Source organism: Leptolyngbya sp. CCNP1308 (assembly GCF_034932455.1).
Taxonomy (GTDB): Bacteria; Cyanobacteriota; Cyanobacteriia; order Phormidesmidales; family Phormidesmidaceae; genus Nodosilinea.
In genome coordinates, this window is the sequence record NZ_JAYGIH010000037.1 from 52,379 (window position 1) to 77,421 (window position 25,043).

The 25,043-nt window shown below is 59.3% G+C and carries 26 protein-coding genes; 13 read left to right on the forward strand and 13 right to left on the reverse strand.

All coding sequences use genetic code 11. From position 1 onward, the window contains the following. Positions 1-4: 4 nt before the first annotated feature. The 5 genes from VB780_RS11370 to VB780_RS11390 all read right to left on the reverse strand — a co-directional run bounded on the left by VB780_RS11370 (position 5) and on the right by VB780_RS11390 (position 7,118). The gene (locus VB780_RS11370; RefSeq protein WP_323351268.1) at positions 5-1,585 is read right to left on the reverse strand and encodes a glycosyltransferase family 39 protein; all 1,581 of its coding nucleotides are present in this window, start codon (positions 1,583-1,585) and stop codon (positions 5-7) included. A 187-nt stretch (positions 1,586-1,772) separates the two neighbouring features. Then, complete coding sequence (locus VB780_RS11375) at positions 1,773-3,035, reverse strand: hypothetical protein (protein WP_323351269.1); 1,263 nt, start codon at positions 3,033-3,035, stop codon at positions 1,773-1,775. Between the two features lie 274 nt (positions 3,036-3,309). Next, the gene (crtD, locus tag VB780_RS11380) at positions 3,310-4,839 is read right to left on the reverse strand and encodes a C-3',4' desaturase CrtD (protein ID WP_323351270.1); all 1,530 of its coding nucleotides are present in this window, start codon (positions 4,837-4,839) and stop codon (positions 3,310-3,312) included. Positions 4,840-5,006: 167 nt separating this feature from the next. Then, positions 5,007-5,936, reverse strand: a complete 930-nt coding sequence (hetR, locus tag VB780_RS11385) for a heterocyst differentiation control protein (RefSeq protein WP_323351271.1) — start codon at positions 5,934-5,936, stop codon at positions 5,007-5,009. 600 nt (positions 5,937-6,536) lie between these two features. Next, positions 6,537-7,118 (reverse strand): hypothetical protein, encoded by a 582-nt coding sequence (locus VB780_RS11390; RefSeq protein ID WP_323351272.1) that lies wholly within the window; start codon positions 7,116-7,118, stop codon positions 6,537-6,539. Between the two features lie 122 nt (positions 7,119-7,240). Between VB780_RS11390 and VB780_RS11395 the strand changes: the two genes are divergently transcribed. The 6 genes from VB780_RS11395 (at position 7,241) to sppA (ending at position 12,664) form a co-directional block, all read left to right on the forward strand. After that, positions 7,241-7,369, forward strand: coding sequence for a hypothetical protein (locus VB780_RS11395; protein ID WP_323351273.1), 129 nt, complete (start codon positions 7,241-7,243; stop codon positions 7,367-7,369). 177 nt (positions 7,370-7,546) lie between these two features. Then, positions 7,547-8,059 carry a Ycf51 family protein gene (locus tag VB780_RS11400; RefSeq protein WP_323351274.1) on the forward strand — a complete coding sequence of 171 codons (513 nt, stop codon included), beginning with the start codon at positions 7,547-7,549 and terminating at the stop codon, positions 8,057-8,059. A 42-nt stretch (positions 8,060-8,101) separates the two neighbouring features. Further along, positions 8,102-9,289: an iron-containing alcohol dehydrogenase family protein gene (locus VB780_RS11405; RefSeq protein ID WP_323351275.1), complete on the forward strand. Its 1,188-nt coding sequence runs from the start codon at positions 8,102-8,104 to the stop codon at positions 9,287-9,289. Next, positions 9,286-10,491 (forward strand): aspartate aminotransferase, encoded by a 1,206-nt coding sequence (locus VB780_RS11410; protein ID WP_323351276.1) that lies wholly within the window; start codon positions 9,286-9,288, stop codon positions 10,489-10,491. Before VB780_RS11405 ends, VB780_RS11410 begins: the two co-directional genes overlap by 4 nt. 109 nt (positions 10,492-10,600) lie before the next feature. Beyond that, entirely contained in the window at positions 10,601-10,798 is a 198-nt protein-coding gene (locus tag VB780_RS11415; protein ID WP_323351277.1) for a Sec-independent protein translocase subunit TatA/TatB, read from the forward strand. Between the two features lie 30 nt (positions 10,799-10,828). After that, entirely contained in the window at positions 10,829-12,664 is a 1,836-nt protein-coding gene (gene sppA / locus VB780_RS11420) for a signal peptide peptidase SppA (protein WP_323351278.1), read from the forward strand. A 64-nt stretch (positions 12,665-12,728) separates the two neighbouring features. Here the strand turns inward: sppA and VB780_RS11425 are convergent, their stop codons facing one another. Continuing rightward, positions 12,729-13,754 (reverse strand): NAD(P)-dependent oxidoreductase, encoded by a 1,026-nt coding sequence (locus VB780_RS11425; RefSeq protein WP_323351279.1) that lies wholly within the window; start codon positions 13,752-13,754, stop codon positions 12,729-12,731. Between the two features lie 218 nt (positions 13,755-13,972). On the opposite strand from VB780_RS11425, the gene VB780_RS11430 reads away from it, so the two are divergent. The 3 genes from VB780_RS11430 to VB780_RS11440 all read left to right on the forward strand — a co-directional run bounded on the left by VB780_RS11430 (position 13,973) and on the right by VB780_RS11440 (position 16,682). Then, complete coding sequence (locus tag VB780_RS11430; protein WP_323351280.1) at positions 13,973-14,497, forward strand: type IV pilin protein; 525 nt, start codon at positions 13,973-13,975, stop codon at positions 14,495-14,497. 213 nt (positions 14,498-14,710) lie between these two features. Further along, positions 14,711-15,451, forward strand: coding sequence for a bifunctional demethylmenaquinone methyltransferase/2-methoxy-6-polyprenyl-1,4-benzoquinol methylase UbiE (gene ubiE / locus VB780_RS11435; RefSeq protein WP_323351281.1), 741 nt, complete (start codon positions 14,711-14,713; stop codon positions 15,449-15,451). Then, complete coding sequence (locus tag VB780_RS11440; protein ID WP_323351282.1) at positions 15,438-16,682, forward strand: DUF445 domain-containing protein; 1,245 nt, start codon at positions 15,438-15,440, stop codon at positions 16,680-16,682. Before ubiE ends, VB780_RS11440 begins: the two co-directional genes overlap by 14 nt. Positions 16,683-16,839: 157 nt before the next feature. On the opposite strand, the gene VB780_RS11445 is transcribed toward VB780_RS11440, so the two are convergent. From VB780_RS11445 to VB780_RS11455, 3 genes are all read right to left on the reverse strand, one after another. Further along, entirely contained in the window at positions 16,840-17,493 is a 654-nt protein-coding gene (locus VB780_RS11445; protein WP_323351283.1) for a phosphatase PAP2 family protein, read from the reverse strand. Positions 17,494-17,648: 155 nt separating this feature from the next. Further along, complete coding sequence (locus VB780_RS11450) at positions 17,649-18,473, reverse strand: DUF1206 domain-containing protein (RefSeq protein WP_323351284.1); 825 nt, start codon at positions 18,471-18,473, stop codon at positions 17,649-17,651. Positions 18,474-18,872: 399 nt separating this feature from the next. Beyond that, positions 18,873-19,031 (reverse strand): YqaE/Pmp3 family membrane protein, encoded by a 159-nt coding sequence (locus VB780_RS11455; protein WP_323351285.1) that lies wholly within the window; start codon positions 19,029-19,031, stop codon positions 18,873-18,875. Between the two features lie 548 nt (positions 19,032-19,579). Here VB780_RS11455 and VB780_RS11460 point away from each other — a divergent pair. Then, a complete protein-coding gene (locus tag VB780_RS11460) occupies positions 19,580-20,599 on the forward strand; it encodes an AI-2E family transporter (RefSeq protein WP_323351286.1) in 1,020 nt (339 codons plus the stop codon). 160 nt (positions 20,600-20,759) lie between these two features. On the opposite strand, the gene era is transcribed toward VB780_RS11460, so the two are convergent. The 3 genes from era to VB780_RS11475 all read right to left on the reverse strand — a co-directional run bounded on the left by era (position 20,760) and on the right by VB780_RS11475 (position 22,547). After that, positions 20,760-21,713, reverse strand: a complete 954-nt coding sequence (era, locus tag VB780_RS11465; protein ID WP_323351287.1) for a GTPase Era — start codon at positions 21,711-21,713, stop codon at positions 20,760-20,762. A gap of 1 nt (position 21,714) precedes the next feature. Next, the gene (locus tag VB780_RS11470; protein WP_323351288.1) at positions 21,715-22,152 is read right to left on the reverse strand and encodes a secondary thiamine-phosphate synthase enzyme YjbQ; all 438 of its coding nucleotides are present in this window, start codon (positions 22,150-22,152) and stop codon (positions 21,715-21,717) included. Between the two features lie 71 nt (positions 22,153-22,223). After that, on the reverse strand, positions 22,224-22,547 hold the full coding sequence (locus VB780_RS11475; RefSeq protein ID WP_323351289.1) for a hypothetical protein: 324 nt from the start codon (positions 22,545-22,547) through the stop codon (positions 22,224-22,226). Between the two features lie 249 nt (positions 22,548-22,796). On the opposite strand from VB780_RS11475, the gene VB780_RS11480 reads away from it, so the two are divergent. From VB780_RS11480 to trxA, 3 genes are all read left to right on the forward strand, one after another. After that, entirely contained in the window at positions 22,797-23,132 is a 336-nt protein-coding gene (locus tag VB780_RS11480) for a hypothetical protein (RefSeq protein ID WP_323351290.1), read from the forward strand. 287 nt (positions 23,133-23,419) lie between these two features. Further along, the gene (locus tag VB780_RS11485; protein WP_323351291.1) at positions 23,420-23,791 is read left to right on the forward strand and encodes an alr0857 family protein; all 372 of its coding nucleotides are present in this window, start codon (positions 23,420-23,422) and stop codon (positions 23,789-23,791) included. 122 nt (positions 23,792-23,913) lie between these two features. Continuing rightward, positions 23,914-24,264: a thioredoxin gene (gene trxA / locus VB780_RS11490; RefSeq protein ID WP_323351292.1), complete on the forward strand. Its 351-nt coding sequence runs from the start codon at positions 23,914-23,916 to the stop codon at positions 24,262-24,264. Positions 24,265-24,273: 9 nt separating this feature from the next. Here the strand turns inward: trxA and VB780_RS11495 are convergent, their stop codons facing one another. Continuing rightward, the gene (locus VB780_RS11495) at positions 24,274-24,981 is read right to left on the reverse strand and encodes a hypothetical protein (RefSeq protein ID WP_323351293.1); all 708 of its coding nucleotides are present in this window, start codon (positions 24,979-24,981) and stop codon (positions 24,274-24,276) included. Between the last annotated feature and the right edge of the window lie 62 nt (positions 24,982-25,043).

Consider the following 25,043-nt stretch of genomic DNA (forward strand, 5'->3'; position numbering starts at 1 on the left):
TGGCTCAAGCCCCCTGAGGCGGAATGAGCCGCACCAGGTCGGTGGGCGCGAACTCGGTGGTATCGGTGGCTGGAGTTGTCTGCCAGCCCGGCGGTACAGTGTCGAGCAGTGTCGGCGACGGTTCAAATAAAAACAGCCTGGGCTGGTCTTGGGCGACGGCTTGCAGGGTGGCCAACGGGGGTAAGGTTCTCTCGGGCAGCAGCCACAGAGCGGTCTCAGGGCTGAGGTCGTGGCTGAGGGAAATGGCTTCTCCGAGGGCAATGCCGCTCGCGCCAAAGATCACCACCGAAGCATTCTTTTGGTTGAGGTAGGTGGCGATCGCCAGGTTCGAATAGCTCAGAGACTTATTCCACCAGGTGAAGGCGCGGTTGTTGGCAGCCCCAGAGGCCATGCCCAGCGTCAGCAGCAGGGCCAGCAGCGCCGCCCCCAGCGCCCTAGACCGCTGCGCTGCGGCGGCGAGACCAGCGTTGATCAGGGGGGCGATCGCCAGCGGCACCAGCAGCAGCGACGGAAAGAAGTAGCGGGTGTTGGTGGAAATCTGCCCGGTGCGCACCATGTCGCCGCCCATCAGCACCAGGGGCGGCACCAGCAGCCCGCAGCCCAAAAACACCGCCGTTGAGCGGGGATGGTGTCGCCCAATATGAACCAGGCTAATGGCCACCAGCCCCAGCACCAGGGCCGGGCCAACCACTGTAAAGGGATGGTCGAGGGGCAGATTGAAGTCAACGATGGTGGCGCTGTAGTGCAGCCCCCACAGCTTCGCCAAAAAGTCTAAGGGCTGAGGGTCATCGGTCCAGGCGGTGACTGTTTTCAGCCGCTCCCACCGCCGCACGATCGTCCAAATCCAGGGGGTGAATAGCCCAATGCCCAGACCGTGGGCCAGCCCAAACCCCAGCCAGGGCTGGCGCTGACGCTGGGTCAGCACCATAAAAGCCAGGTGGCTCAGCCCCAGCAGCCCGGTCATCAGCGACCCGTACCAGCTCAGACCCAGGGCCAAACCGTAGGCCAGCCAGGCCAGCGGCTGCTGGAGCCGCACCGCCCGCACTAGGGTTCCGTGGGCTAGCAGCAGCCCCACCGCCCAGAGGCTATACTCGCGGGCCTCCTGGCTGTAGATGATCTGCACGGGCGACACCGCCATCAGAGCCGTCGCCAGCCAGGCGACGGGCGGGTGCAGCGGAAACAGCTGCCGCCCCAGCCAAAACATAGCCGCCAGGGCGATCGCCCCAAAAATCGCCGCGATCGCCCGATAGCCCCCCACCGATGCCCCAAAAATCCGTCCCCAGCCGTGGGCCGCCAGATAATACAGCGGCGGGTGCTCTGGATGGTTAGCCAGGGCGTCCCAGCAGTCTGCCAGGGAGGGGGAGGGGGGCATCTGCTGGTACTGCAACAGATCGGCAGCGGTCAGATCGGGGCGGTCTAAGACGGCATCCTGCACCGCTGGCCCCAGGTAGCCCGCCACCCGCAGGCTGGTGTAGACTTCGTCGTGCCAATAGACCTTGCGGTCTAAGTTAGAGAAACGCAGGACTAGGCCTACCGCTATGGCTGCGATCGCCACTCCCTTGACCCAAACCCAGTCCTTTGCCAAACCCATTCTCCTTACGCTGGCTCCCCTGTCCCCGAGCGAGAGCACAGCCCAAGCCCCCACTGACCGTCACACCAGGCCAAGGTTCCCACCCATTGCCTTTGAAGTCAAAAGGCTTGAGCAGAGCCAAACCACCCGATTATCCCTGGGCAGCGGCAACGCCAGCCCCCTGAGCAATTCTGGCATCGGGCTAAAACTGGTAGCCCACGTCGCCAAAGTTGGTGATCAGCGCCACATTGGCATGTTCTAGGCTGGTGACCAACCAGGGCACCTCTTTGCAGGTGCGGCGCTCGTGCAGGTTAAACAGCACCGAAAAGCAGCGCTCTAGCCAGGGCTTAGCCGCCGAGCAAAACAGCACCAGCCGCAGCAGCAGGCCCATGGTCAGGGCGTAGCCCACATCGTTCACTAGGTGGCGAAAATTGCGAAATACGGGCCGGTGTGGGCTATCAACCACCAAAAAGTTGAGCAGGCGACGACAGGTTTCAACCAAGATAAAGCTGTTCAGGGGCTGGTTGTCGAACTCCGCCAGGGTTTCACGCAGGTACTGGCGCAGGTTGCGGGTGAAGTGGTTGCCGCTGTACTTGGGCTCTGCCGCTGCGATCGGGCCGATTAAGTAATCAACAAACTCGTCTTTAAAGTCGCGGAACGATCGCACGGTTTTGCTGTAGGTGGCAAACCAGCGAGCCTGGTCACGGTGGGTGCGGCCATCAACCTTGCCGGTGTAAAAGCTCAGGGCCTGCTCTAGACCATCGGCATCGAGCAGCGTGGGGTTGACCACCTGGCCAGCCCGGCCCGGAATCTGGCGCTGGGCATGGTATCGAGCCAGTCGAATACCCAGATCGGTCTCCGCCCGGCGACGCAGATGAGTGATGTTTTGCTTTTGCTCCTGGCCGCTGTCTTTGGTCAGCAGACTGTTGTCGTAGAGAAAGGGGTAGTGGCGAATGCGGTGGGCTAGGGGCTGATCTTCAACCATCGCCGCTGCCGAGACATCGGCCTCGCGGGCGGGAGACATAATCTGCTGAAGCCGCACCAGCGACGCGTACTGCTCGGTCTGCGGAAACTCCTTGACTAGGCTGTAGACCTTTTGAGCCTTTGAGTTTGCGCCATTGACAGGGGGCAGATCCTCAAACAGCCGCACCAGTTCTGGAATAGCCCAGTGGTCGCGGGGTTGGGTGTACCAGAGGTTAATCAGGGTGTAGCAGCAGCGGTTGAGCACATACTTAAACTCGCGGTCGGCGGTGTCTTGCTCAGACAGTTTCAGCAGGGCATTGGCCACCGAACTGTCGGAGTAGCTAGCAACGTCTAGAAACAGACTGCGAAACCGCGCGATCAGCTCGTGGGGAGCCTCCTGCTTGCGCCAGTACTGCCAATGCTGGTAGAGCAAGTCCTCCAGGTTGGCGGGGGGCCGACTAGAGTAGTTTGACCACGAATCTAAGGAATCCCAGGGACTCATGCTGCTGACCTGATTGTGAGGGCGGTAGATGACAAAGGCACCCCATCAAACCGATGATGGCGTACAGGATTAAGCTGCGCTTCCAGGAACAGGGTTTACTCAGCCACAACAGGTTTGATAATAGGCTAAGTAGCGAGTTTTACCTAGACTTGCCCAGGGGATGGACGGAGTTTAGTCAATAATACCCAGGACAGAGACAATTTTCTCCGCCAAGTAGGATGCATTCTTTAAAGTTTTCTTGAGGATTTTCCCTCTTCTAGCTGCCAGGGCGACATTAGAAGGCCTCAATCTGTCTCACTACGGTTTGGGCCGAATAGCTTACCCCTGCGGTACCTTCCCCAGGATGGGTGCAGTCGCCCACGAGCCAAAGCCCGGCTACCGGCGTGCGGTTGGCAAACCCAAAGGGGCCAAAGGTATTCACCCGCATACCTAGCCCGCCGACGCTGCCCTGGTCACGGGCGGTAAAGCGGGCAAAGGTGCGGGGGGTCGCCGCCTCAATGTGAATGAGATGCTCGGCCCGCAGGTCAAAGTAACTCGACAACCGCTGGATAGCACCATCGGTGTAGGTCTGCTTCATCGCTTCGTAGTTGCCCGCCTGCCACCAGGGCGCGAGGTTGGTAAACGACGAGGCCACAATGGTGGCCCGACCCTCGGGGGCGCGCCCGTCGCCGGGGCGGCTAACCGACACAAACAGCGTGTTATTTTCGGCGATGGGGCCGTCGTAGCTGTAGAGGAATTGCAGGTGGGGCGGGCAGTCGGCTGGAATCGCCGCCGCCTCTACTCCCAAATACAGCACAAAAGCGCCGCTGCCTGACGGCAGGGCTTCAGCCCGCCGCCGGTAGCCACGGGGAGCACTGTCGCCCAGCAGCTGCACTAGATTTTGCACCGTGACGTTGGCCACCACGTGGTCAGCGGGTTCTACCCAGGTTTTGCCTGTGCTTTGATCTTCAACCGTTACGCCGCTGACTCGGCCCTGGGCGGCGTGAATTTGCCGCACCCCGTGGTTGAGCTGAAGCAGGCCACCGTCGCGCACCAGCGCTTTTTCTAGGCTGTCGCTGAGTACCTGCATGCTGCCTTGCAGATGACATAGCCCCTGGGGCGCTTGAGACATGCTCAGGGCGGTAGCGGCGTAGAGCACCGCCGTTTCATCGGCGCTCACCTGGGAGTAAAGCTTTAGCTGGAGGTCGAGGAAGGTCTTGAGGCGGCAATTTCCAGAGGGATAGCTGTGCGCGTCGCCCGCCAGCCCCATCTGCCTGAGTATCTGGCCCACCGTACTAAAAGTGTAGGGCACGGTGGCCAACGTATCGGGGCGCAGGGCCTGGGTGAGCTGCCACAGATCCCACGGGCTGCGGGGGGGCAGCACCGGCTGTCGGGACTGAAACCGCCAGCTGGGCTGAAACAGGGTTTGCATGAGCTGCCAAAAGGGCTCGCTGCCCGGAAACTGCCGCTGGCGCTCGGCCTGCCAGGCTGCCGGGTCGCGCCACACTCGAATAGGCTCCGTTTCGCCGGGCAAAAACACGGCACAGGCTGGGTCACAGGGGGTCGCCGCCGGCAGCGGCAGCTCCAGCTCGCCAAAAATTTGGTGGTGAATACCCCCCGGTTCGAGCCCGGCCACCTGGGTTGCCCCCACGTCAAAGGTAAAGCCTCGCCGCTTAAAGGTGGAGGCACAGCCCCCGGCCACGCGGGCCTGGTCAAACACCCGCACGGCATAGCCTCGGCGAGCCAGCAGAGCCGCTGCCGTCAGGCCACCAATGCCAGCGCCAACCACGACTACCCGGTTGCCAGACGACGAAGCACGGCCCATAGCGTTACATTTCTTTACGATATTCTCAGCTTAACTCAGCTGGAGGATGCGATCGCTACATTCCAGAGATACGTCGCCGGGGCAATCGATGGGAATGATGGCCAGTTTCATCGCCTCTGCCCTGGCCTCCACCCAGCGTCGCCTGCTGACTGCTAACCCCTCTCCCGCTAGTCGTACTCGCGGCGGCCTGCCGCGAACTGAAGCACCATGGGCAGGCCGCCATCCTGGTGGTACTTGTCGGCCCAGGCCCGCAGCATTTCGTCGAGTTCTTCTAGGGCTGCTTTGCGGTCTTGGGGGGCGACATCAAACACCTCTACCCCCCGCAGCACCCCCTCGTCTTCTCGCACCCAGGCCTGCAGCAGACTAAAGAATCGGGCCACGTCGTCGATCATGGCGAAGACCCGCTCCTGCTCGCCCTTGGGTGAGTAGGAGCCGCTGGCCAGGGCATAGAGCGGAATATCGACCAGGGGCGAGTCAATCTGAATGACAGTGCCGGAGTGCAGCAGCCGAAACTTGATGTGCGACAGGAGGGCATCGCTAAAGGGCATGCGCTGACTGGACGGCAGCTCCTCCTGCGACATCTGGTGGAGCAGTTCCATCAACTCGGTAAACTCGACCTGGTCTAAAATTCGGGCTCGCGGAGCGCTGGAGGGGAGACTTTCTTCGATGGTTTTGCGCTCGCCGGGGGTCAGCCCTTGCAGGCGCACCCGCGCCGCGCCTGGGTCACAGGGAAATTGCTCTTGCCAGAGAAACGGCAGGGCAATGAGATAGTAGGGCTCCTTTGAGTTGAGCACCTTTAGGCTTTGCCCCGCCGCCAGGGCAACCTGAATCTCCTGCACAATGGCTTTGACCCGCTTGGGCTCAACGTGATACAAAAAGCCCGTCTTGCGAATATTGTTGCCCTGTTCGACAAAGGTGCTGTAGATCGCCAGCTTGGCGGCGGTGGTGGCGGCGTCTAGAAAGGCTCCGTAGCGGTGGCCGCCCATTTTCATGGTGCTGAGGGCTAGGTTTAGCAAAATCCAGTCTGCGGGGCTATTGTCTACGGCTCGCAGCAGATCATCTTTGAGGTCGGGCGGAACTTGAGACTGGTGGGTCACAGGATAAAAATTACTCAGACTAGGTAAGTTACAGAATTTTTAGCCTTGGTAACTTACCGAGAACACTAAGATGACGGTAATAGCCATTGGGGCAAAACAATCGCATTTGAGTTGCATAAAACAAGCGCACCTAGAACTTTAGAAGTTAGCTGAGGCTCTGGGGCAGCGATCGCCCTTGCCGACCACTGACCTGGCCAGGGAGACACAGTTAGTCTCTACAGCCGCAGCCCCTGCTATAGACCGATACTATGTCCCTAACATAGCCCAAGCTCACAGTTTCTGAGGCTTTCTACATCAGGAGGTTTAATCAGAATTCAAAGTATAGGTTTAGTTAGAGAAAATGCTTCACGTTGGGGAGCAAAACCTTCAGAAGTTAATCTTCTTCGACCAGGAAATTAGAGTTGAGGCCAGGCTGATTGGCCTTGGGCAGCGCCCAACTGAAAAAACTAGGGTCGCAAGACTGAGACGGCTTGGGGCATAGACCAGCCCAATGTGGTCTATGTGCGCCCCGACCGCTTCTAACCCGACCGCTTCTAACCTAAGGCGGGAGGATGGGCAACTCTGGAGCGGATACTCGCCGCAATTCACGAGTCGCTACTGCTACGACCCGGTGTCGGCGGGCTGGGCGGCACCGCAGTAGCCATTGACCTCGGTAATGAGCTGAGATTCAGTTTGGGAGAGGGTTTCAATGGAAGACACCGCCGTCATGGTCTGCTGCTGAGACTCTTCGATTTTGGCGGGCAGCTCGGCCTCTGACTCGACCTGCACGACGAGATCCATGGCCTCTCGGGCGTCGGTGAGGGCGGTGCTAAAGCCCTGCACAACCACTACATACTCGTCCCTAAACGTGCTGAGGTCTTCGTCCCGCAGGGTAGTGGCCTGGAGGTCGCCCACCAGCCCGTCGAGATTGGTGACCACTTTATCGACGGCGGTGGTGTACTGGCTGGCGGCTAGCTTGATGTCGTCGAGATTTTTGACCTGGGCAGCGCTTTCGCTAAAGGTTTGAATCTCGGCTTCAAACTCCTGCATAAAGCCCTGGGTCTGGTTGACCACTTCGGCCAGCTGGTTGCACTGAGCGACTTTAGATGACCCGCAGCCCAGCAGCAGCAGCGGTAGCACTAGCACTGCCCTGCCCATGCCCCGTCGCCATTTGCCCATGCCCGTCGCTGCTACCTGTGTCATCGCTGCCGCCGTTATTTATTGCTACGGCTTCAAGTTTTACCCTGTCTTGGGTAGGTTTACAACCTAATTTATTGAGTTTTGACAGGGGGTTACAGCGACAAACGGAGGGCTTAGAGAGACATATGGGCATCTGGATTGAGCCTTGCTGGGGCGATCGCGATTCTCCTCCGGAGAGGCTGCGCCACCGCCCCTCAGTCACCGCCGCCGCCCCCAGTTCTTCCCCCGCCCCGCAAAGACTGGAAAACTGCTGATAGGATCAAGTATTGAAGGGTATGGCTAGATACCAGAGCTGTGTTTTGGAATGGCCTCAGGTCTGGGCGGCATCGCCACAGGGGGAGGCTGTTTCAGATTGGGCCTGGGCTTCTGCGATATCTTGAAGAATCTGGCAAATACTCTGGCCGCCTTAGTTTATAGGATGCGATCGCACCATGCTCAGCCCCGCTGATTTTTTAACCGCCACCCAGTGGGCTGGCCTGGGCACCCTGGCCCTGGCCGCGCTGACGGTACTGGCCTTTGGCCTAAAGTGGGGTCTGCGGTTTCGCCTGGTGGGGGCCACGGGGTTTGCCGCCGTGCTCACCGTGGGCCTGCTGGGCCTGAGCTTTGAGCCCTTTAGCAGCACCGCTGTGCCCGGTGCCATCCCCTACACGACGGTCTACGACTCCGGGGCCAGCCAGGTTGTGATTACGGTGCCCCCCACCATTACCCCCGAAACCCTGGATGCCACCCTGCACCAGGCCGCCAGCAACCTGTTTAAGCCCTATCGTCTGGGCCTGCCGGGGCAGGTGGCGACCATTCGAGCCCGCACCGTCGTCCACGACGCCGATGGCATCTCTCGGCTGCTGTATCTTGGCCAAATTCAGCCCACCCCCAAGGGCTCAGAAGAACCGTTTCAGGTTCAGATCAACCGCGACTCCTGGTCTAAGCTCCCCATCCAGAGCTAGGCCACTACTCTACCCACCTACTCATCCACCCTCTCCCCGCCTATGACCACCGCTCAACTACCCATCCTTGCCATCTCCCCGGCCCAGGTTGTTCGGGGAGACGGTATTTTGACGGCCCAGGGGGCTGCGATTCCCGGCAGGGTCGCGGCGCAAATTGCCCGATTGGGCCAACGTCCTTTAATTGTGGGCGGCAGCCACAGCCTCCAGCTAGCCGCACCTCTGGTCCACGCCCTGGCAGAGGCGGGCTTGAAGCCTCAGACCACCACCTATGGCCGCGACTGTAGCGAAGCGGCCCTGGACCACCTGCGGGCAGAGGCGACCGAACACCAGGCCGATGTGGTGATTGGCATGGGCGGCGGCAAGGCGATCGATGCCGCCAAGCTGCTGGCCCACCAGATCAATCAGCCAGTGGTGACGGTGCCCACATCCGGGGCTACCTGCGCGGCTTGGACAGCGCTGTCGAACGTCTACTCTGACCAGGGAGCCTTTCGTTACGACGTCGCTCTGGATACCTGCCCCAGCCTGCTCATTCTCGACTACGCTCTGATTCGCACGGCCCCCCGGCGCACTTTGGTGGCGGGCATTGGCGACGGCTTGGCCAAGTGGTACGAGGCGGCGATCAGCAGCGGTACCAGCCAGCAGACCCTAATGGTGGCGGCGGTGCAGCAGGCGCGGGTGCTGCGCGACATTTTGCTGCAAAAGACTCCGGCGGCCCTGGCTCAGTGGGGCGGCCCCGACTGGCAGGAGGTGGTGGATGCCACAGTGCTGCTGGCCGGCGTCGTGGGCGGCATCGGCGGTGCCCAGTGCCGAACGGTGGCGGCCCACGCCGTGCACAACGGCCTCACCCAGCTGCCCAACTGCCACGGCATTCTCCACGGGGAGAAGGTGGCCTACGGCATTTTGGTGCAGCTGCGCCTGGAGGAAATGGGGGGCAACGCCGCCCTGGCCCGAGCCGCCCGTCAGCAGCTGCTGCCGTTCTACAAAGCGGCAGGGTTGCCGCAAAGCCTGGTAGACCTGGGCCTGGGAGACATTACCCTGAACCAGCTTCAGCAGGTGGCCGAGTTTGCCTGCCGAGAAGGCTCCGACATTCACCACCTGCCCTTTACGGTGGCTCCCGAGGCGGTGATGGCGGCCATGGTGTCGCCCCTGTGCCCCGAACTGCGCGAAAAACCCCGCGCCTCTGCCCCTGCCCGTTCGTCCTCTAGTGTTGCCCCGGAGGTGCAGCCATGACCCTCGACTGGATGCCCACCGCCCACCGCCTCAGCGCCCTGCCCCCCTATGTGTTCGCCCGCCTAGATGAACTCAAGGCCCGTGCCCGCGAGCAGGGCCTCGATCTGATTGACCTGGGCATGGGCAACCCCGACGGCCCCACCCCCGCCCCGGTGGTAGAGGCCGCCCGCGCAGCGATTGGCGATTCCTCGACCCACGGCTACCCGCCCTTTGAGGGCACCGCCAGCTTCCGTACCGCCATTACCGACTGGTATGGCCGCCGCTACGGGGTGGCCCTCGACCCCACCGCCGAGGCTCTGCCCCTGCTGGGTTCTAAGGAGGGCATTACCCACCTGGCCATGGCGTTTATTAACCCCGGCGATCTGGTGTTGGTGCCGACCCCGGCCTACCCGGCTCACTTTCGCGGGCCTGCGATCGCCGGAGCCGAGATCTACAACCTGCACCTCACCGCCGCCAACAACTGGCTGATCGACTTTGACGCCATTCCAGTAGAGGTGGCCCAGCGGGCCAAGGCGCTGTTCTTTAACTACCCCAATAACCCCACCGCCGCCACCGCCCCCCGCGAGTTTTTTGAGGCGGCGGTGGAGTTTGCCCACCGCTACCAGATTTTGCTAGTGCACGATCTCTGCTACGCCGAGCTGGCCTTCGACGGCTACCAGCCCACCAGCCTGCTGGAAATTCCGGGCGGCAAGGAGGTCGGCGTGGAGTTTCACACCCTGTCGAAGACCTACAACATGGCGGGCTGGCGGGTGGGCTTCGTGGTGGGCAACTCCCACATTATCCAGGGGCTGCGCACCCTCAAGACCAACCTCGACTACGGCATTTTTGCGGCCCTGCAGCGGGCGGCAGAAACGGCTCTATCGCTGCCCGATCGCTACCTGGACGAGGTGCAGCAGCGCTACTCGTCGCGCCGCGACTTTTTGATCGACGAGTTTGCCTCCCTGGGCTGGACGGTGGAGAAACCCCAGGCCACCATGTACCTGTGGGTGCAGTGCCCGCCCGATATGCCATCGTCCACGGATTTTGCCCTGGCGGTGCTGCAAGAAACCGGCGTGGTAGTCACCCCCGGCAACGCCTTTGGCCCCGGCGGCGAGGGCTACATTCGCGTCAGTTTAATCGCCGACTGCGATCGCCTCGCCGTCGCCATGGATCGCATTCGCCAGGCGGGCTTCCGCTTTGCCCCTGAAACCGCAGCGGTGTAGGGCCAGAGGCCGGGACGATTCGCGCAGCGTTCCCTCGGGGAATCGCCGCCTCACCCCGGCCCCTAGCCCCAGGCTGTATAGTTAGACAAACCTCCACCCCCCTAGCGCCATGTTTAACCTCGGCTGGACTGAAGTCGTTCTCGTCATCGGAGTGGCCGTGCTGATCTTCGGCCCCAAGAAAATTCCTGAACTGGGCAGCGCCCTGGGCAAAACCCTGCGCGGCTTCAAAGAAGAGATGAGTCAGGCCCCCGACGACGCGGCCATAGACACCTACGAAGACGCCGAAGACGCTGACGTATATCGATAAGTTTGCCTTTACCCCCCTAGCATTATCCCCATGCGGCAATTTTTGAAGTACACCCTGGCCAGTCTGACCGGGACGATTTTGTTTTGTTTGCTGCTGGGCTTTTTGCTCACCCTGGGGGCAGTGGGGCTGGTGGGCGTGATTGTGGCGGGCTTGGGCAAGGAAGGCGATGCACCCACCGTCGAGAAAGACACGGTGCTGGTCTACGACCTGGCCACGGTAATTCCTGACTCGCCAGAAGCGATCGACCCCAGCGCCATTGTGTTTGGCTCCGAGGCTCCCAGCGAGCTGACCCTGCGCCAGGCGGTGCTAGCTCTTGAAGAGGCGGCCACCGACGATCGCATCACTGCCCTCTACCTCAAGGGCAGCGGGGATCTGGGTACCGGGCTGGCCAGTCAGAGCGAAATTCAGCCGGCGATCGCGGCCTTTCAGGCGGCGGGCAAGCCAATTTTGGCCTACGACATCTCCTGGACCGAGCGGGAGTACGCCGTAGCTTCCCTGGCCGATACGGTGTATCTCAACCCCTTCGGCGAGATCGAGATGAACGGCCTCTACGCCGAAACCATGTACCAGGCCGAGGCTCTAGAGAAACTGGGGGTAGGGGTGCAGGTCACCCGCGTGGGCCGCTACAAGTCGGCGGTGGAGCCGCTGATTCGCGACACCATGAGCCCCGAGGAGCGCGAGCAAACCCAGCGCCTGCTGGGGGATGTGTGGCAAAACCTGCTGACCGCCGCCGCCGCCCCCCGCGACCTGTCGCCCCAGCAGCTGCAAACCATCGCCAACACCCAGGGGTTTTTGTTTGGGGCCGAGGCCGAAACTCAGAATCTGGCCGATGCGATCGCCTACGAAGACGAAGTGATCACCGCCCTGCGGGAGCTGACCGGCGAGGGAGAGCAGGAAGCCGAAGACAGCGACCTCGACTTTCGCCAGATTAGCCTGGCAGGCTACGCCGCCACCGTGGACGACCCCCTCACCAGCCGCCGATCCGACAACCAGGTGGCCCTGGTCTACGCCGAAGGCCCGATCGTCGATGGCGGCGACGGTGATTTTAGCCAGACCGGCATTATCGAGGGCAACGCTCTGGCCCGGCAGCTGCGCCAGCTGCGCCAGGATGACGAAGTCAAAGCCGTAGTGCTGCGGGTCAACAGCCCCGGCGGCAGCGCTACCGCCTCGGAAGTAATTCTGCGCGAGATGCAGCTGGTGCGCGAGGCGGGTAAGCCCGTGGTGGTGTCGATGGGCAACGTGGCGGCCTCCGGCGGCTACTGGATTGCCTCCCAGGCCGACGCCATTCTGGCCCAGCCCACGACGATTACCGGCTCCATTGGGGTATTCGGCATCTTTCTCAACCTCGAAGAGCTGGGCACCAAGGTAGGAGTCAATTGGGATGGGGTCAAAACCTCAGAGCTGGCCGATATTTTCTCCAGTACACGACCCAAAACCGAGGCTGAGCTGGCGATTTTGCAGCGCTCCGTCGATGCCATCTACGACAGCTTTCTCGACCGGGTGGCGGAGGGGCGCGACCTGACGCGGCCAGCAGTAGCCGAGCTGGCCCAGGGGCGGGTGTGGTCGGGTCAGGCGGCCCTCGATCTGGGTCTGGTGGACGAGCTGGGAGGGGTGAACGATGCGATCGCCACCGCCGCCGAGCTAGCCGAACTGGGCGACGACTGGCATCTGCAAGAATATCCTGAACCCAGCGAGTGGCAGCAGTTCCTGCGCACCTTTCTCAGCGCCGAAGCCGTCCAGACCCAGGCCCACGACCCGCTGACGACCCAAGTGCTCCAGTTCGTTGACGACGCCCAGGTTCTGCGCGCCCTCAACGACCCTCGCGGCGTCTATATGCTCATGCCCTATCGGTTTGTGGTGAAGTAGCACTGTGGAGAGATGAGGGTGAACTTAACTTACTTCCTTACCTTCCCCACCTACATCACCTTCCTCATCTCCTCAACTTCTTCCTCCGCTTCACCCCCGCCCCCGGCAGACCGTGCACCCGCATTAGATCGGCCAGGGTCGAGCAGTAGGGTTCCATGCCAAAGCTGGCGGGGCTGACGGCTCCGGCGTAGACAAAGTGGCGGTAGTGCAGGCAGAAATAGTCCCAGGGGGCCATCTGCACCCGAAACAGCTTAATCAGCACATCGGTCAGCCACATAGAGAGGGGAATGCGAAACCAGATGCGCTGGCCAAAGTAGTCGCAGATCTGCTCCACGGCCTGGTTGACGGTGAGGGGCGGGTTGCCCAGCACATACTCGCGGTAGCCCTCGGTCGAAGGATGCTCGACCAGATAGTTGATCACCGTGGCAATGTCTTGGGCATGGGCAAAGTGGAACCCGGCATCGGCCTTAAAGAAGCGCACCAGGCCCACCCAGCGGGTGACATCCTGAAGCCCCGCCGAAATAAAGGAGTAGGGCTTTTCTTTGTCGCCGCCAAACACCAGGGTGGGAAACACCGTGGTGATCTTGTCGTATACCGGCAGCTCGTGGAGACGGTGATGGCACTCATACTTGCTGCTAATGTACTCGGTGCCAAGCTCACCCGCCTCGGGTAGCGGGGCGCTCTGCTGGTTCAAAATGCTGGCGGTGGAAAAATAGATCACCTGCTGGCAACGCTGAGGATTGAGGTGGGCCATCAGCCCCAGGTTGGCATCGACGTTGATGGCGTCCACGTAGCCGGGATCTCCCCCCCAGGCCGCAGCGGTCAAAATGGCGATGTCGATGGTGGGCAGCAGGTCAATAAAGGGATCAATATTTTCCAGTCCGCCTAGCAGAATGTGAACCCGAGGATTGTCCTGCACCGGCAGGCGCAGCTTCTCAGGGTGGCGCAGCAGCAAGAATAACTCGTAGCGATCGCTCTCTAGCAGCAGCTCCAGAATGTAGTGGCCAATGCAACCGCTGGCCCCCGTCATAAATACGCGCAGGCTATCGGGGCTTTGGGAAGTCGGGGGAAAGGTGTCCAAATCGCTCAAGGTCAACAGCTATAGTCAGACAGTTTAGACGGTTTTGGCCGAGCTAGGCGTTTGTTGAGAGCTGAGGGGCTCGCCAGAGAACAATTTCTGCCTCTGGGTTTACCCTCGCAGCCGCTCGCCGATGCTTTAAAGGTCAGATAAAGTTCAGCTAAGTTCCCCGGTTTTCTCCGAGAAATTGCGTAGACCCTATTGCGTTCTCTACAGTAATTCTCGTTGCCATGGCTGACCTCCACAACCCCAAGGTTGCCCGCCACCTGTCCTCCCCTACCGTCCGGCGTAAACGAGGTTTTACCCTAATCGAGCTGATGGTGGCGATCGCGATCATGGGCGTGTTGGCGATCGTGGCTATTCCCAGCGTTTTGAACCAGGCGACCCGCTCCAAACAGGCTAGAGCACTGAAGTACATCGGTATGGTGAACCGAGCCCAACAGGCGTTTTTTGTCGAACACTCGCGCTTCGCTGCCTCTACCGACGAGCTGGGCTTTGCCGACAACCACGCTCCCCCCGACTACACCTATAGTGTGACCGCCGGGGGCGGCGGGCTAGAGATCACCAGCACCCGGGCCACTCCGACTAACCCAGCGCTGCGGGGCTACGCCGGGGTCGTCTTTGCCACCGTTGACCCTAGCGGCCAGGCCAGGCTAGGAACGGTAATTTGCCAGGGTGGCACCGCCGATGTTCCCGTCCCAACGCCGGTAGCGGTGGGTGGGCAGGTGCAGATTGGCAATTGCAATACCCTGTAGGGCTTCGCTAAAAGGCGGTGAGGGTAGGCGGGGAAAGGCAGAAAGTTCGAGGTGCGAGACAGAGTCTTGTCCCTCCAGACCTCAACCTTGAACGCCAAAGCTGCTATGGCTAACCCAATTGCGATCGCAGATGTAACAAACACTACGAATTGCCGTGGCTGAGGGTCAGGGGCAGCGCTACAGTAAAGGTTGCCCTTCTCTGCTGTACCCGCCGTGGGACTCGCCCAGCCATCACCGCCAACCGCCCCCCCGTCCGCTACCGACATTCAGGGCCTGTTTGACCGCATTGCCCCGGTATACGACAGCCTGAACGAACGCCTCAGCTTTGGGCTGCACCGGGTGTGGAAGCGCATGGCCGTACGCTGGAGCGGTGCCGCACCGGGGCAGCAGGTACTGGATGTCTGTTGCGGCAGCGGCGATTTGGCCCTGATGCTGGCCCGCCAGGTGGGGGCCGCAGGCACGGTCTATGGCGTAGACTTCTCGGCGGAACTGCTGGCGGTAGCTGAGGAGCGAGCAGGCCAGACCTATTCTGTGTCGCCCATTCACTGGGTACAGGGCGATGCCCTGGCTCTGCCCTTCGAGGGCAATACCTTTGACGCGGCCACCATGGGCTACGGCCTGCGCAACCTCACCGACATTCCCCAGGGGCTAGCCGAGCTGCGGCGGGTGCTTAAGCCGGGGGCCAGCGCCGCCATCCTCGACTTTCATCGGCCCCAGGGCTGGGTGGCCGAGCAGTTTCAGCGCTGGTACCTAGACGCCCTGGTGGTGCCTACCGCAAAAGATATGGGCCTGACCGACGAATACGCCTACATCGGTCCCAGCGTCGATCGCTTCCCGACCGGGCCAGAACAGGTGGCGCTGGCTCTCCAGGCGGGGTTTGGGCAGGCCGTTCACTACCCCATTGCCGGGGGGCTGATGGGAGTGCTGGTGGTGAGTCGCTATGACCGGGTCTGAGCTGTGGCTACTGCTGGCACCGCCCGTTGTGGGCGGCATCATTGGTTATTTCACCAATGACATCGCCATCAAAATGCTGTTTCGCCCCTACCGCCCCCTCTACCTGGGCAAGCGGCGACTGCCCTTTACCCCAGGATTGATCCCCAGCAACCAGGAGCGGCTGGCCAAGCGCATTTCTGACACGATTATGGGGTCGCTGCTCACCCCCGAAGAGTTACAAAACCTGGCTCGGCGGCTGTTGCAGACCGATCGCACCCAGGCGGCGATCAAGTGGCTCTTGCAGCTCGCCCTCGACCAAGTGCAGAGCCGCGCCCAGGAGCGCACCGCCAAAATTGCCGGGGCAATTCTGCAAGACCTGTTTGGCAAGTCTTTGCCCCGCCTGATCCGCGTCTGGGCGCGGCGCGACGACTTTTTAGAGCCCCAGCTCAACCAGCTGTTTGACCAGGTGCTGCTCGACTTTCGGCTCACCGCTGAGCAGGCTGACCAGATCGCCACCTGGCTGCTGAGCGGGGTGTTTCCGCCCGACAAGCTGCGGCAGCTGGTGGTGGACTTTCTCACCGATCGCAACATTCAAGTGATCGACACCATCTTTCGAGAGCGCACTAGCGGCACCTACTGGGTGGTGGCCAACCTGTTTGGCGTGCGCAACGCCCTGGGTCGCCTGCGGGCCTTTTGCCTCGACGAACGCGAGGTGAGCAACGCCCGCATCGCCGAACTAGTGGTGGCCCTCCAGCTCAAAAAGCGCCTGCAAGAGTCGCTACAGCGGGTATCGCTGCAAAACTTGCCGGTGTCTACGGTGCGCCAGGTGCGCCGCAACCTGCGCGAGTCGATTCAGGGCTACATTCGCACCCTGGGGCCAGAGTTTGTCAGAAACCTGGGCAACTCGGTCAACTGGGACACCCTGGCCACCCAGCTGCTCAACCGCCTGCAAAACTCAGCGGTGATCACCCAGTCGCTCGACCCGGTGAGCGAAGAGCTAGCGCTAATTTTAGAGCGTTACCTGGAGCGCGACCTTGAGTCGCTAGTGGCCCAGGTGATCCCGATTTTGAATATTGACCAGGTGATTATCGACCGGGTGCGGGGCACCTCGGCCAAGGAGCTGGAACTGGCGATTCAGGGCATTGTGCGCAACGAGTTGCAAGCGATCGTCAACCTGGGGGGCATTTTGGGCTTTACCATTGGCATTGTGCAGGCGGCTTTTTTCTTCTGGCAGCGATCGGGTGGGCCGTAAGGAGGGCTACACCCTGGCTGGAAAACCTTCCTAGGAGGGCGGCGATCGCCCTGACCGCCTACGGCAGAAATCCCCCGCCGCCAGGTTTCAGCGGTACATTGCTAACCCGGTGGAAGCTGCCAATCTACTCCGGCCCTAACCCCTGCCCTCTATGGCCCTACGCCGCATCCTCAACCCGCTTGAGGGCCACGATCACCGTCCCCAGCCAGAGCAGGCCAATGACAACGCCCATGATCACATCGCTGGGCCAGTGGGCTCCCAGCACCAGGCGTGAGCTGACAATCATGCCAATCCAAAACGCAACGCCCAGAACGATCAATAGCCTTTCAACCCAGCTGCGCGAAGCTTGGCACCACAGGTAGGCCAGCAGCCCGTAGACCGTAATCACCACCACCGTATGCCCCGACGGAAACGAATGCAGGCCCGAAGCCGCCACCCCGCCCGCTACTAAATCGGGGCGCTCTCGGTTCCAGTAGCCCCAGCCAATCCACACCAGAGCAAATTGCAGCCCGTAGGCGGCCATCATGGTGGCGGCGAGCAGGGGACGCGATCGCGCCACCATAATTCCCACAAATCCGCCAACGATGGGCAACATACCGAGCAGGTTGCCAGGCGATTCCCAGGTAATAGACCGAGAGAAACTCAGCGGCAAACCTTCGGCCAACACTGGCAGCAGCCGAGCATCCCAGTCCTGAAGCCCCTGGTCAACATGGCTCTTGGCCCAAACGGTGAGCGCAAACGTGACCACCGCACACAGCCCTAGACCAATCGCCAGGGTGCCAGTCCACCGTCGCCAGTGGGTTGAAGGCACCTTGCGGCAGTCTTGCCAAAACCTATACCAACCCCATCTAAAAGTTCGAGCCGTTACCCAACGCGCCATGCCGAGTTCAACTATTCCTAGCCACAAGCAGGTTTAGGAGGCGTGTGGTGGCACCTCTACGCAGGTTTAATGCTAGCAGCGAATGTCTAGGGGGAAATGCGGCGATAGCGCGCCTGCACCCCAAGATGAATGCCGTAGGCAACGAGGCCGAGGGCGACAATCCCCATTAGCCACGCTCCGTAAGGCTGCTGCTGAATGGCTTGCAGCGCTTCCTCGGTGCTTCCGGCTTGGCTGGCATCCGCCGCACGGGCCGCCTGAATAAAGAAATAGCCAATGATGACAGCGACAACTCCCTTAGCGGTAAGCCCAAATCGGCCAATGCGAGTAATCCACTTCTCGGTGCGCGCGCTCATCTGAGACAGCTTAAGCTTGCTGCGAAACTTGGTGGAATAGGCCCGGTAAAACGAATAAAAGCCGTAGGCCACACTGGCTACGCCAACGGCAGCCACTAGCCACCGACCAAAGGGCTGAGAAAGCAGCGTGGCCGTTTGCTGTTCACTGCCAGACCCACCACCACCCGACGAATTGCCAAAGACCAGCTTGAGGGCAGAGAAAGCCAGCCCTGCATAAATCAGACCGCTAACCGCGTAGGTGAGACGTCTGCCAATGGCGGCTGCACCACTGTCTCGATGCTCTGGATCTTTAATTGCCTGCACAAACTGCCAGAGAACATAGCCCAACAGCCCGATGGCAACTAAAAAAAGCATGCTTTTGCCGAAGGGTTGAGATGCGATCGATTGGAAAGCGCCCTCGGTGCCCGTTATTCTTCCACCCCAGTTAAAGGCAGCCATCACCGCCAGCAATCCAACAATTATGTAGACGATCCCCTTAGCCGCGTAGCCAAACCGCGCTAGGCGTTCGATCCACTTCTCAGGTTCTTGTCCTTGGGGCGTTAACTCTTGAATGTTCATTGATGTTGCCTATTGTGGTTAGCTGGCTTTTTGGCATTAAACGAATCTGCCAACAGATGTATATTGCATTGATAGCGGCATGAAGATTTGGCTAAACTGACGCGAACACAATTCTGCTGAAGGTAGTAGTTTTATAGCCCTTAAACCAAATCAAACCATCCCTCCACCGTTAGATTTCTTTAAGGACGTACCTCTATCTTTTGATACCTGAAAAATAGCCAGGACTTTGCTCAGCCAGTGTATTGACAGGTACACTTACAAGCGGAAAGCAAATTAAGGCTTGTTCTGACGATACAGCCAGAATCGCAAGGCCATGAAAAACGGTCAAACAAACAGACAAAAAAGATCCCGTCTTTCGAAAACAGGATCCAACGTAGAGCCAAGATAGGCCCAGTCAACTCATCGCTTGACGATGATCCAAACAGCATGAATAATGCCGGGGATATAACCCAAAAGGGTTAGCAAGATATTAATCCAGAACTGAGTGCCTATCCCTTCCTGGAGAAAAACGCCAAGGGGTGGCAGAAAAATAGCCGCTATAATCCTCAAAAGATCCATAAAATCTCCTAAAAAAACTTGGTCAGTCTCTGATTAAAGGTCATGGCTGACAGATGCAACATCTGTCTATCGACAGTATGCCTATCTATAGAAAGGCATAATCTAGCGACATGAATCCTCAGAGGGATGATCTTTTATCTTGATGAGGATACATTCTGAATAAGCTATCAAAGCAGTAATGCTTTACGTAGGTGCTTGAGGCCTGGTTCACCTAGCATTTTGATCTAAGAATCGATTGGCAACCGATAACAAAGCTCCTATGACGGCCTCGGCTCTATGCTGGCAATTAGGATTGCCTGTTTTGCAAACGGGTTGCGCCAACGTAAAGCGTCTCCCAGAGAGAAAAAGCCAAGCCCAATCTGACACGTTTTCCAGTCTCTGTAGAGTGACTTTTTTATGATTCTGCCTAAGGGACGGTTGCCAAAACTCTCATCAGCAAAATCATTTTTTGACACGTTTAGCCTGCCAGGCAATAAATTTATGCTTAGCACGGGCAATGAAACCCACCCCAATAACTCTCGCCGCGTTTATATAGTAGGAGTCCTTCGTTGAGCTTCAGTCAGGGGCTAAGCCTAGTAATCTTAGGAATTTGCCTGTACATTTTCTGGCAAATTCGCACGGTATTGCTGCTGGCATTGGCCGCTGTTACTTTTGCCGTAGTGCTTAATCGCGCCGTCAGGCTGCTGCAAAAAAAAATTCCCGATCGCAGAGTCGCTGTGTTTCTTTTGACCGGTGGTGTTGCGCTCGTGGCGGGATCGTTGGGGATCATTATTATTCCTCCCTTCATTGATCAACTACAGGATCTGATGGGGTTTGCAGGCGAAGTTATTGAGCGATCGCAGACTTGGATTAGTAACCTGGGCGACCTTGTGCCCGGTTTTGCTCTCCAAGATCTTCAAAGCCTCGAAACTATCGTAGGCCAACTTCAGGCGCTAGATCTGGAGATGATTTTTGGGCATTTTTTAGCGTGGTTCTCAAGCACTTTGACCGTTGCCTTTAACCTACTGCTAGTCTCGATCGTTATTATTATGGTGCTGCTCAACCCAGCCGCCTACCGCAGACTCTTTCTAGCTATCTTTCCCTCGTCTCGCCAAAAACAGGTCAGTCATGTACTCGATGACTGTGAAGAGGCGCTCGCAGGCTGGTTTATCGGCATTCTCTTCAACATGACGGTTATCGCCATTACGAGTATGATTGGCCTCTGGATTTTGGGCATTCCCCTAGCCTTTGCCAACGGGCTATTGGCAGGGCTACTAGCATTTATCCCTAACCTAGGCCCTTTTATCAGCGTGCTGCCCCCTGCTGCGATCGCGCTACTCGAAGCCCCCTGGAAAGCGATCGCTGTAGTCGTGCTCTATGTTGTGATTCAGCAGATTGAAAGTAATATTTTGACCCCGCTGGTCATGAAAAAGCAGGTTTCTCTGCTGCCAGCCGTAACGCTGCTATCTCAAGTTATTTTTGCCGCATTCTTTGGTTTTTTGGGACTGCTGTTGGCCCTACCTCTAACGTTGATTATGCAAAAATGGCTAGACGAATTTTGGGTGAGAGGCTTTCTAGATCAGCATTAGCCAATTGCCTATATTCAACAGGCAACCGCAGCCCCAAAGACCCTATAATCTTGGACTGTTTGTTTATCTTAGGATGGCCTAGCAGCAGCAACTCTACCTAATTTCGGGCTTAAGCCTTCTTTGCAGCCTCAATCAAACAGCTGAATGGTAAGCCTTAGAACTACTCTTCTATCCGATAGCCAAAGTCTTCGAGGCGGCTGCGGGACTGTCGCCACTTGGGCACCACTTTGACGAATAGCTCTAGGTAGACCTGACCCATCACCAGCTTTTGAATCTGCTGGCGGGCGTCGGAGCCAATCACCTTGAGCATGCTGCCCTTTTTGCCGATGAGAATGCCCTTTTGCGACTCGCGCTCGACGTGGATGGTGGCGAGAATGCGGGTGATATTGGTATCTTCTTCGACCCGATCGACGGCGATCGCAACCGAGTGCGGCACCTCTTCCCGCGTATTCAGCAAAATCTGCTCGCGAATCAGCTCGCCCATGATGAACCGCTCGGGCTGGTCGGTGACCAGATCGGGCGGGTAGTAATAGGGGCCAGGGTCAATCTGGTCAATCAGTTTGGCCAGCAGGGTGTCGAGGCTAGTTTCGTGCAGGGCCGAAAACTTCACTAGGGGCCAGCCGTGGGCGTCGGCTAAACCCTGGTAGCTGGCGTCGAGGGAGGCGATCGCATTTCCATCCTCCGGCTGCTGGTCAACTTTGTTCACACCCAGGATAACTGGGCCGCTGCTGTGGACCAGCAGCTCGGCCACAAACTGGTCGCCGCGCCCCATGTCTACGCTGCCATCCACTACCAGCAGGGTGGCATCTACCGAGTCGATGGCCATACGGGCGTTTTTGACCAAAATTTTGCCCAGCTCGTGGTGGGGCTTGTGAATGCCGGGGGTATCGACAAAAATAATTTGCGCCTGGTCGTTGGTCAAAATGCCCCGCAGGCGGTTGCGGGTGGTCTGGGCAGTGGGGGAGGTGATCGCCACCTTCTGGCCCACCAGCGCATTCATCAGGGTCGATTTGCCCACGTTGGGGCGGCCCACAATGCCCACAAACCCAGACTTAAACCCCTCCGGCGGGGTGGGGATAGCGCTGTAGCCAACTGGGTCAAAAATATCGACCATGCTAATAGCCTGTGACGTGGACGACAACCTCGCGGGCTGCACCCCGCGCCCGGTGCTCCCACAGGTAAATTCCTTGCCAGGTGCCCAGGGCTAGCCGCCCCTGCATCACCGGGATGGTCTCGCTGGTGTGGGTCAGCACCGTGCGAATGTGGGCGGGCATATCGTCGGGGCCTTCGGTGCTGTGGATGTAGTGGTTGCCCTCGGGCACCAGCTTGGAAAGAAAGTTCTCCAAATCCACCAGCACGTCGGGGTCGGCGTTTTCTTGAATGATCAGGCTAGCGGAGGTGTGGCGCAAAAACACCGTACACAGCCCGGTCTCAACGCCGGAGGCGCGCACCACCTGTTCGACTTCAGCGGTAAACCGCTGGAGCGATTTGCCCCGCGATCGCAGGGTCAGCACCTGCTGGTGGTGACGGGTGGTGGCGGTAGAGGGTGTCATCGGCAAATAATTAGAATAGACCGTTCTCTATTCTGTCAGAATTAATCCCCCTCGGGGAAATTTGTTGCTCTTTACTCAACACAGAGGGGCACGAGGCGACCTTGGGCGGTGAGACCCAGCCGCATGGGCGCGTTAGCCAGAATGGGATTGCCGGTCAGGGCGCACACCTGCTCGCGCTCAGCCACAGCCCCAAAGCTGGCGCAAATGTCTTCAGGCTGTACCTGGGTCGTACATTCGCTAGGCCCTTGCTCCACGTACTGCCAAAGAATGTCACGAATCAACGCCTGATAGCCCCGGTTACCAGCCAGGGATTTGAGTTTTTCCTTCAGCGATCGCTCTAGGCGAATGCTGGTAACTTCCATATCAGTGGTCGATACGCGAGTTAGGGTTGGCATCGGCGGGCACACCTCCAAGGGGAACATAAAGATAGTTTCTGGAACGTGTCACAGCTCAGTTGTGGTTGTCACTAATGAGTTGTGTCTAACTAACAGTTTAGACAGACTAGACACGTTTGTATTACACGTGTAGTATTAACGTTATTCGAGCGTATCCGTCAAGCCTCATCGCTGAGCGAGGGGTTTTGAGCTAACGGATGCCCTCATGCCTTCCTAAGCCTTGCTGTTTTACGCTTGAGGAACTCCGCTATGGTAAACATCTTGTCTACTGGCACCGCAATGAATATCGCCGTCACCACGGGCGACGCTGGCCAGCTAGGCATGGTGGCGGGGTTCGATGGGTATTTTAATGGCCTAATTACCCGACTAATTCACCCCATGGATGGGTTAGTCCTTGGTGATTCTGATGGGGACGATCCAAGCGATCTACTTAAAGGGGATGCCTTGAGGGGCGATCGCCTTTGGGGAGATCTCTTGCTGTCGTTATGGCGATTCCTGGGGCTTGTAGGATGCCTCACTGGGGGCGATCGCCTCGGCCGGCCCTATCCCCACTATTTCTCCCAGCATTCTGTGTACCAGCATTAACCCGACCCCCGATCTGGCCCAGCGCCTAGGAATGGCCGTTCTCGGCTAATTCTGTTTCGATCGGGTTCCAAATTTGGGGTTGCAGCAGTACTGCCGCCGTTGGTCTTTTGTCAGACCAGGGGTTCGCACCGGTATTCGCCCACGGCTTGGTCGCTAAAAGCTACCCAGGTTGCCCGTGGCCCGCCGCGCGATCCTGGGGCTGGGCCACCGTTTTAGGGCCGCTGCCGCCTCGACACAACAAACTTAAGCGACGAAACTAGTTCATAAGTATTAAGGCATGAGGGATCATGTTGAAGCTGACCTATTCCGATGCAGATTTATTGATTGAGCATTTAGAACTCACCGTAGAAGCGATGGTGACCCAGCGCAGCCTAGTAGCCCTGCGCGCTGGGCAGCCCCTGGTGGTGCAGCCGGGTTATGGAGCCTTTGCCCTACCCGCCGACCTGGCCACAGATTTAGACAGCAGCGGCCTAGAGATTGCCCCCTGTGACCACGGTTGGCTAGAGGTCACCCTGCGGGGTACCTGGCTAACCGACTGCGCCAGCAGCGCTGAGGGCATTTTGGTGGTCGAACTCGGCTTCGCCCTAGAGCGGCAAATCGTCGCCCTGTGGCAGCGCAGCCTGTGCTGGGTAGCGGCCCCCTGCTCCCAGGGGGGCTGAAATTGGGCTGCCATGCTCCCATCGTCCGGCCTTTGCAGTACCGTAGACACAAGGGCCGAATCGCTGCTGTGCATCCCGAATTCGCACCTCAAAATTCGACGCAGACAAGGAGATAAAAAATAATGGCTGACGATGCAACCTACCTCACCCTCACCGCCGACAACTTTGAGGCCGAGGTGATGCAAAGCGATGTGCCGGTGCTGGTGGATTTTTGGGCCGCCTGGTGCGGCCCCTGCCGCATCATGAACCCGATTGTGGAAGAGCTGGCTGAAACCTTTGCCGGGCGGGCCAAGGTCGCCAAGCTCAACGTCGATGAAGAAGATGCCCTGGCCCTGCAATTTCATGTGATGGCCATTCCCACCCTGATCTTTTTCCAGAATGGGGAGCGGGTTGACACCGTCGAAGGGGTGGTGGCAAAGGATGACTTGGTGGCTCGCCTAGAGGCGCTGGTAACGGCCAACTCGGCGGTTTAGAGTTTCTAGCTACTGGGTTACGCCGCGCAGCACCGCCTCGCCGTTGACAAATTCTAGGCCGTCGAGGGTCAGCCCGGCCTGGGGTAGGGCGAGGTTAATGCGCTCGGTGATTTGGGCCGGGTCGAGGCCGGTGAGGCGAGCCACATCGTCTAGCGATAGGTTGACCCGGCCAATTTGAATGCGGGTGTCGTTGCCCAGCACCAGGCAGCCATTGTCTACGCGGGGGCTGCCTTCGATACCGATGTAGAGGGGGCGATCGCCCAGCATGGGCACCGTGCTTAGGGCGGTGTCTAAAGCCTGCTGTGCCTGGGGCGGCAGCGATTGGGTGGGCAGGTCGGCGGGGTTGACCACAATGCCCCCGGCTACGCGATCGCCACGAATAGTAGCGTTAAGCGTTTCTGTGGCGGGCAAAAACTGGGCCACCTGGGGAGTCTGAGCTATGCCCTCAGCAAGTAGCTGCGTCAGCTCAGCCTCGGTGAGAGAAATTTCGATGCGGTTATTGCCGCTGTAGCGTACTCCCTGGCCGCTGGCCAGCTTGCTCTCTAGCAGATTGCCGCTGGTGCTGACATCGGCTACGACGGTATCGGCACCGCTGGTGCTGTACCAGGTGGGCAATGCCGTTGCCCGGTTCCAATAAAAGGCAGTGGCGGCGGCGACCCCTGCCGAAAGGCCGATCAGCAGCGACAATGCCAGTACAACCGCCTGTTTGGTTCGCATGTCAGACAACCCTCCCTTGGGTACCGTCGAGCCAGTGTAGCTCAGCTCTCCCACCCGCGCAA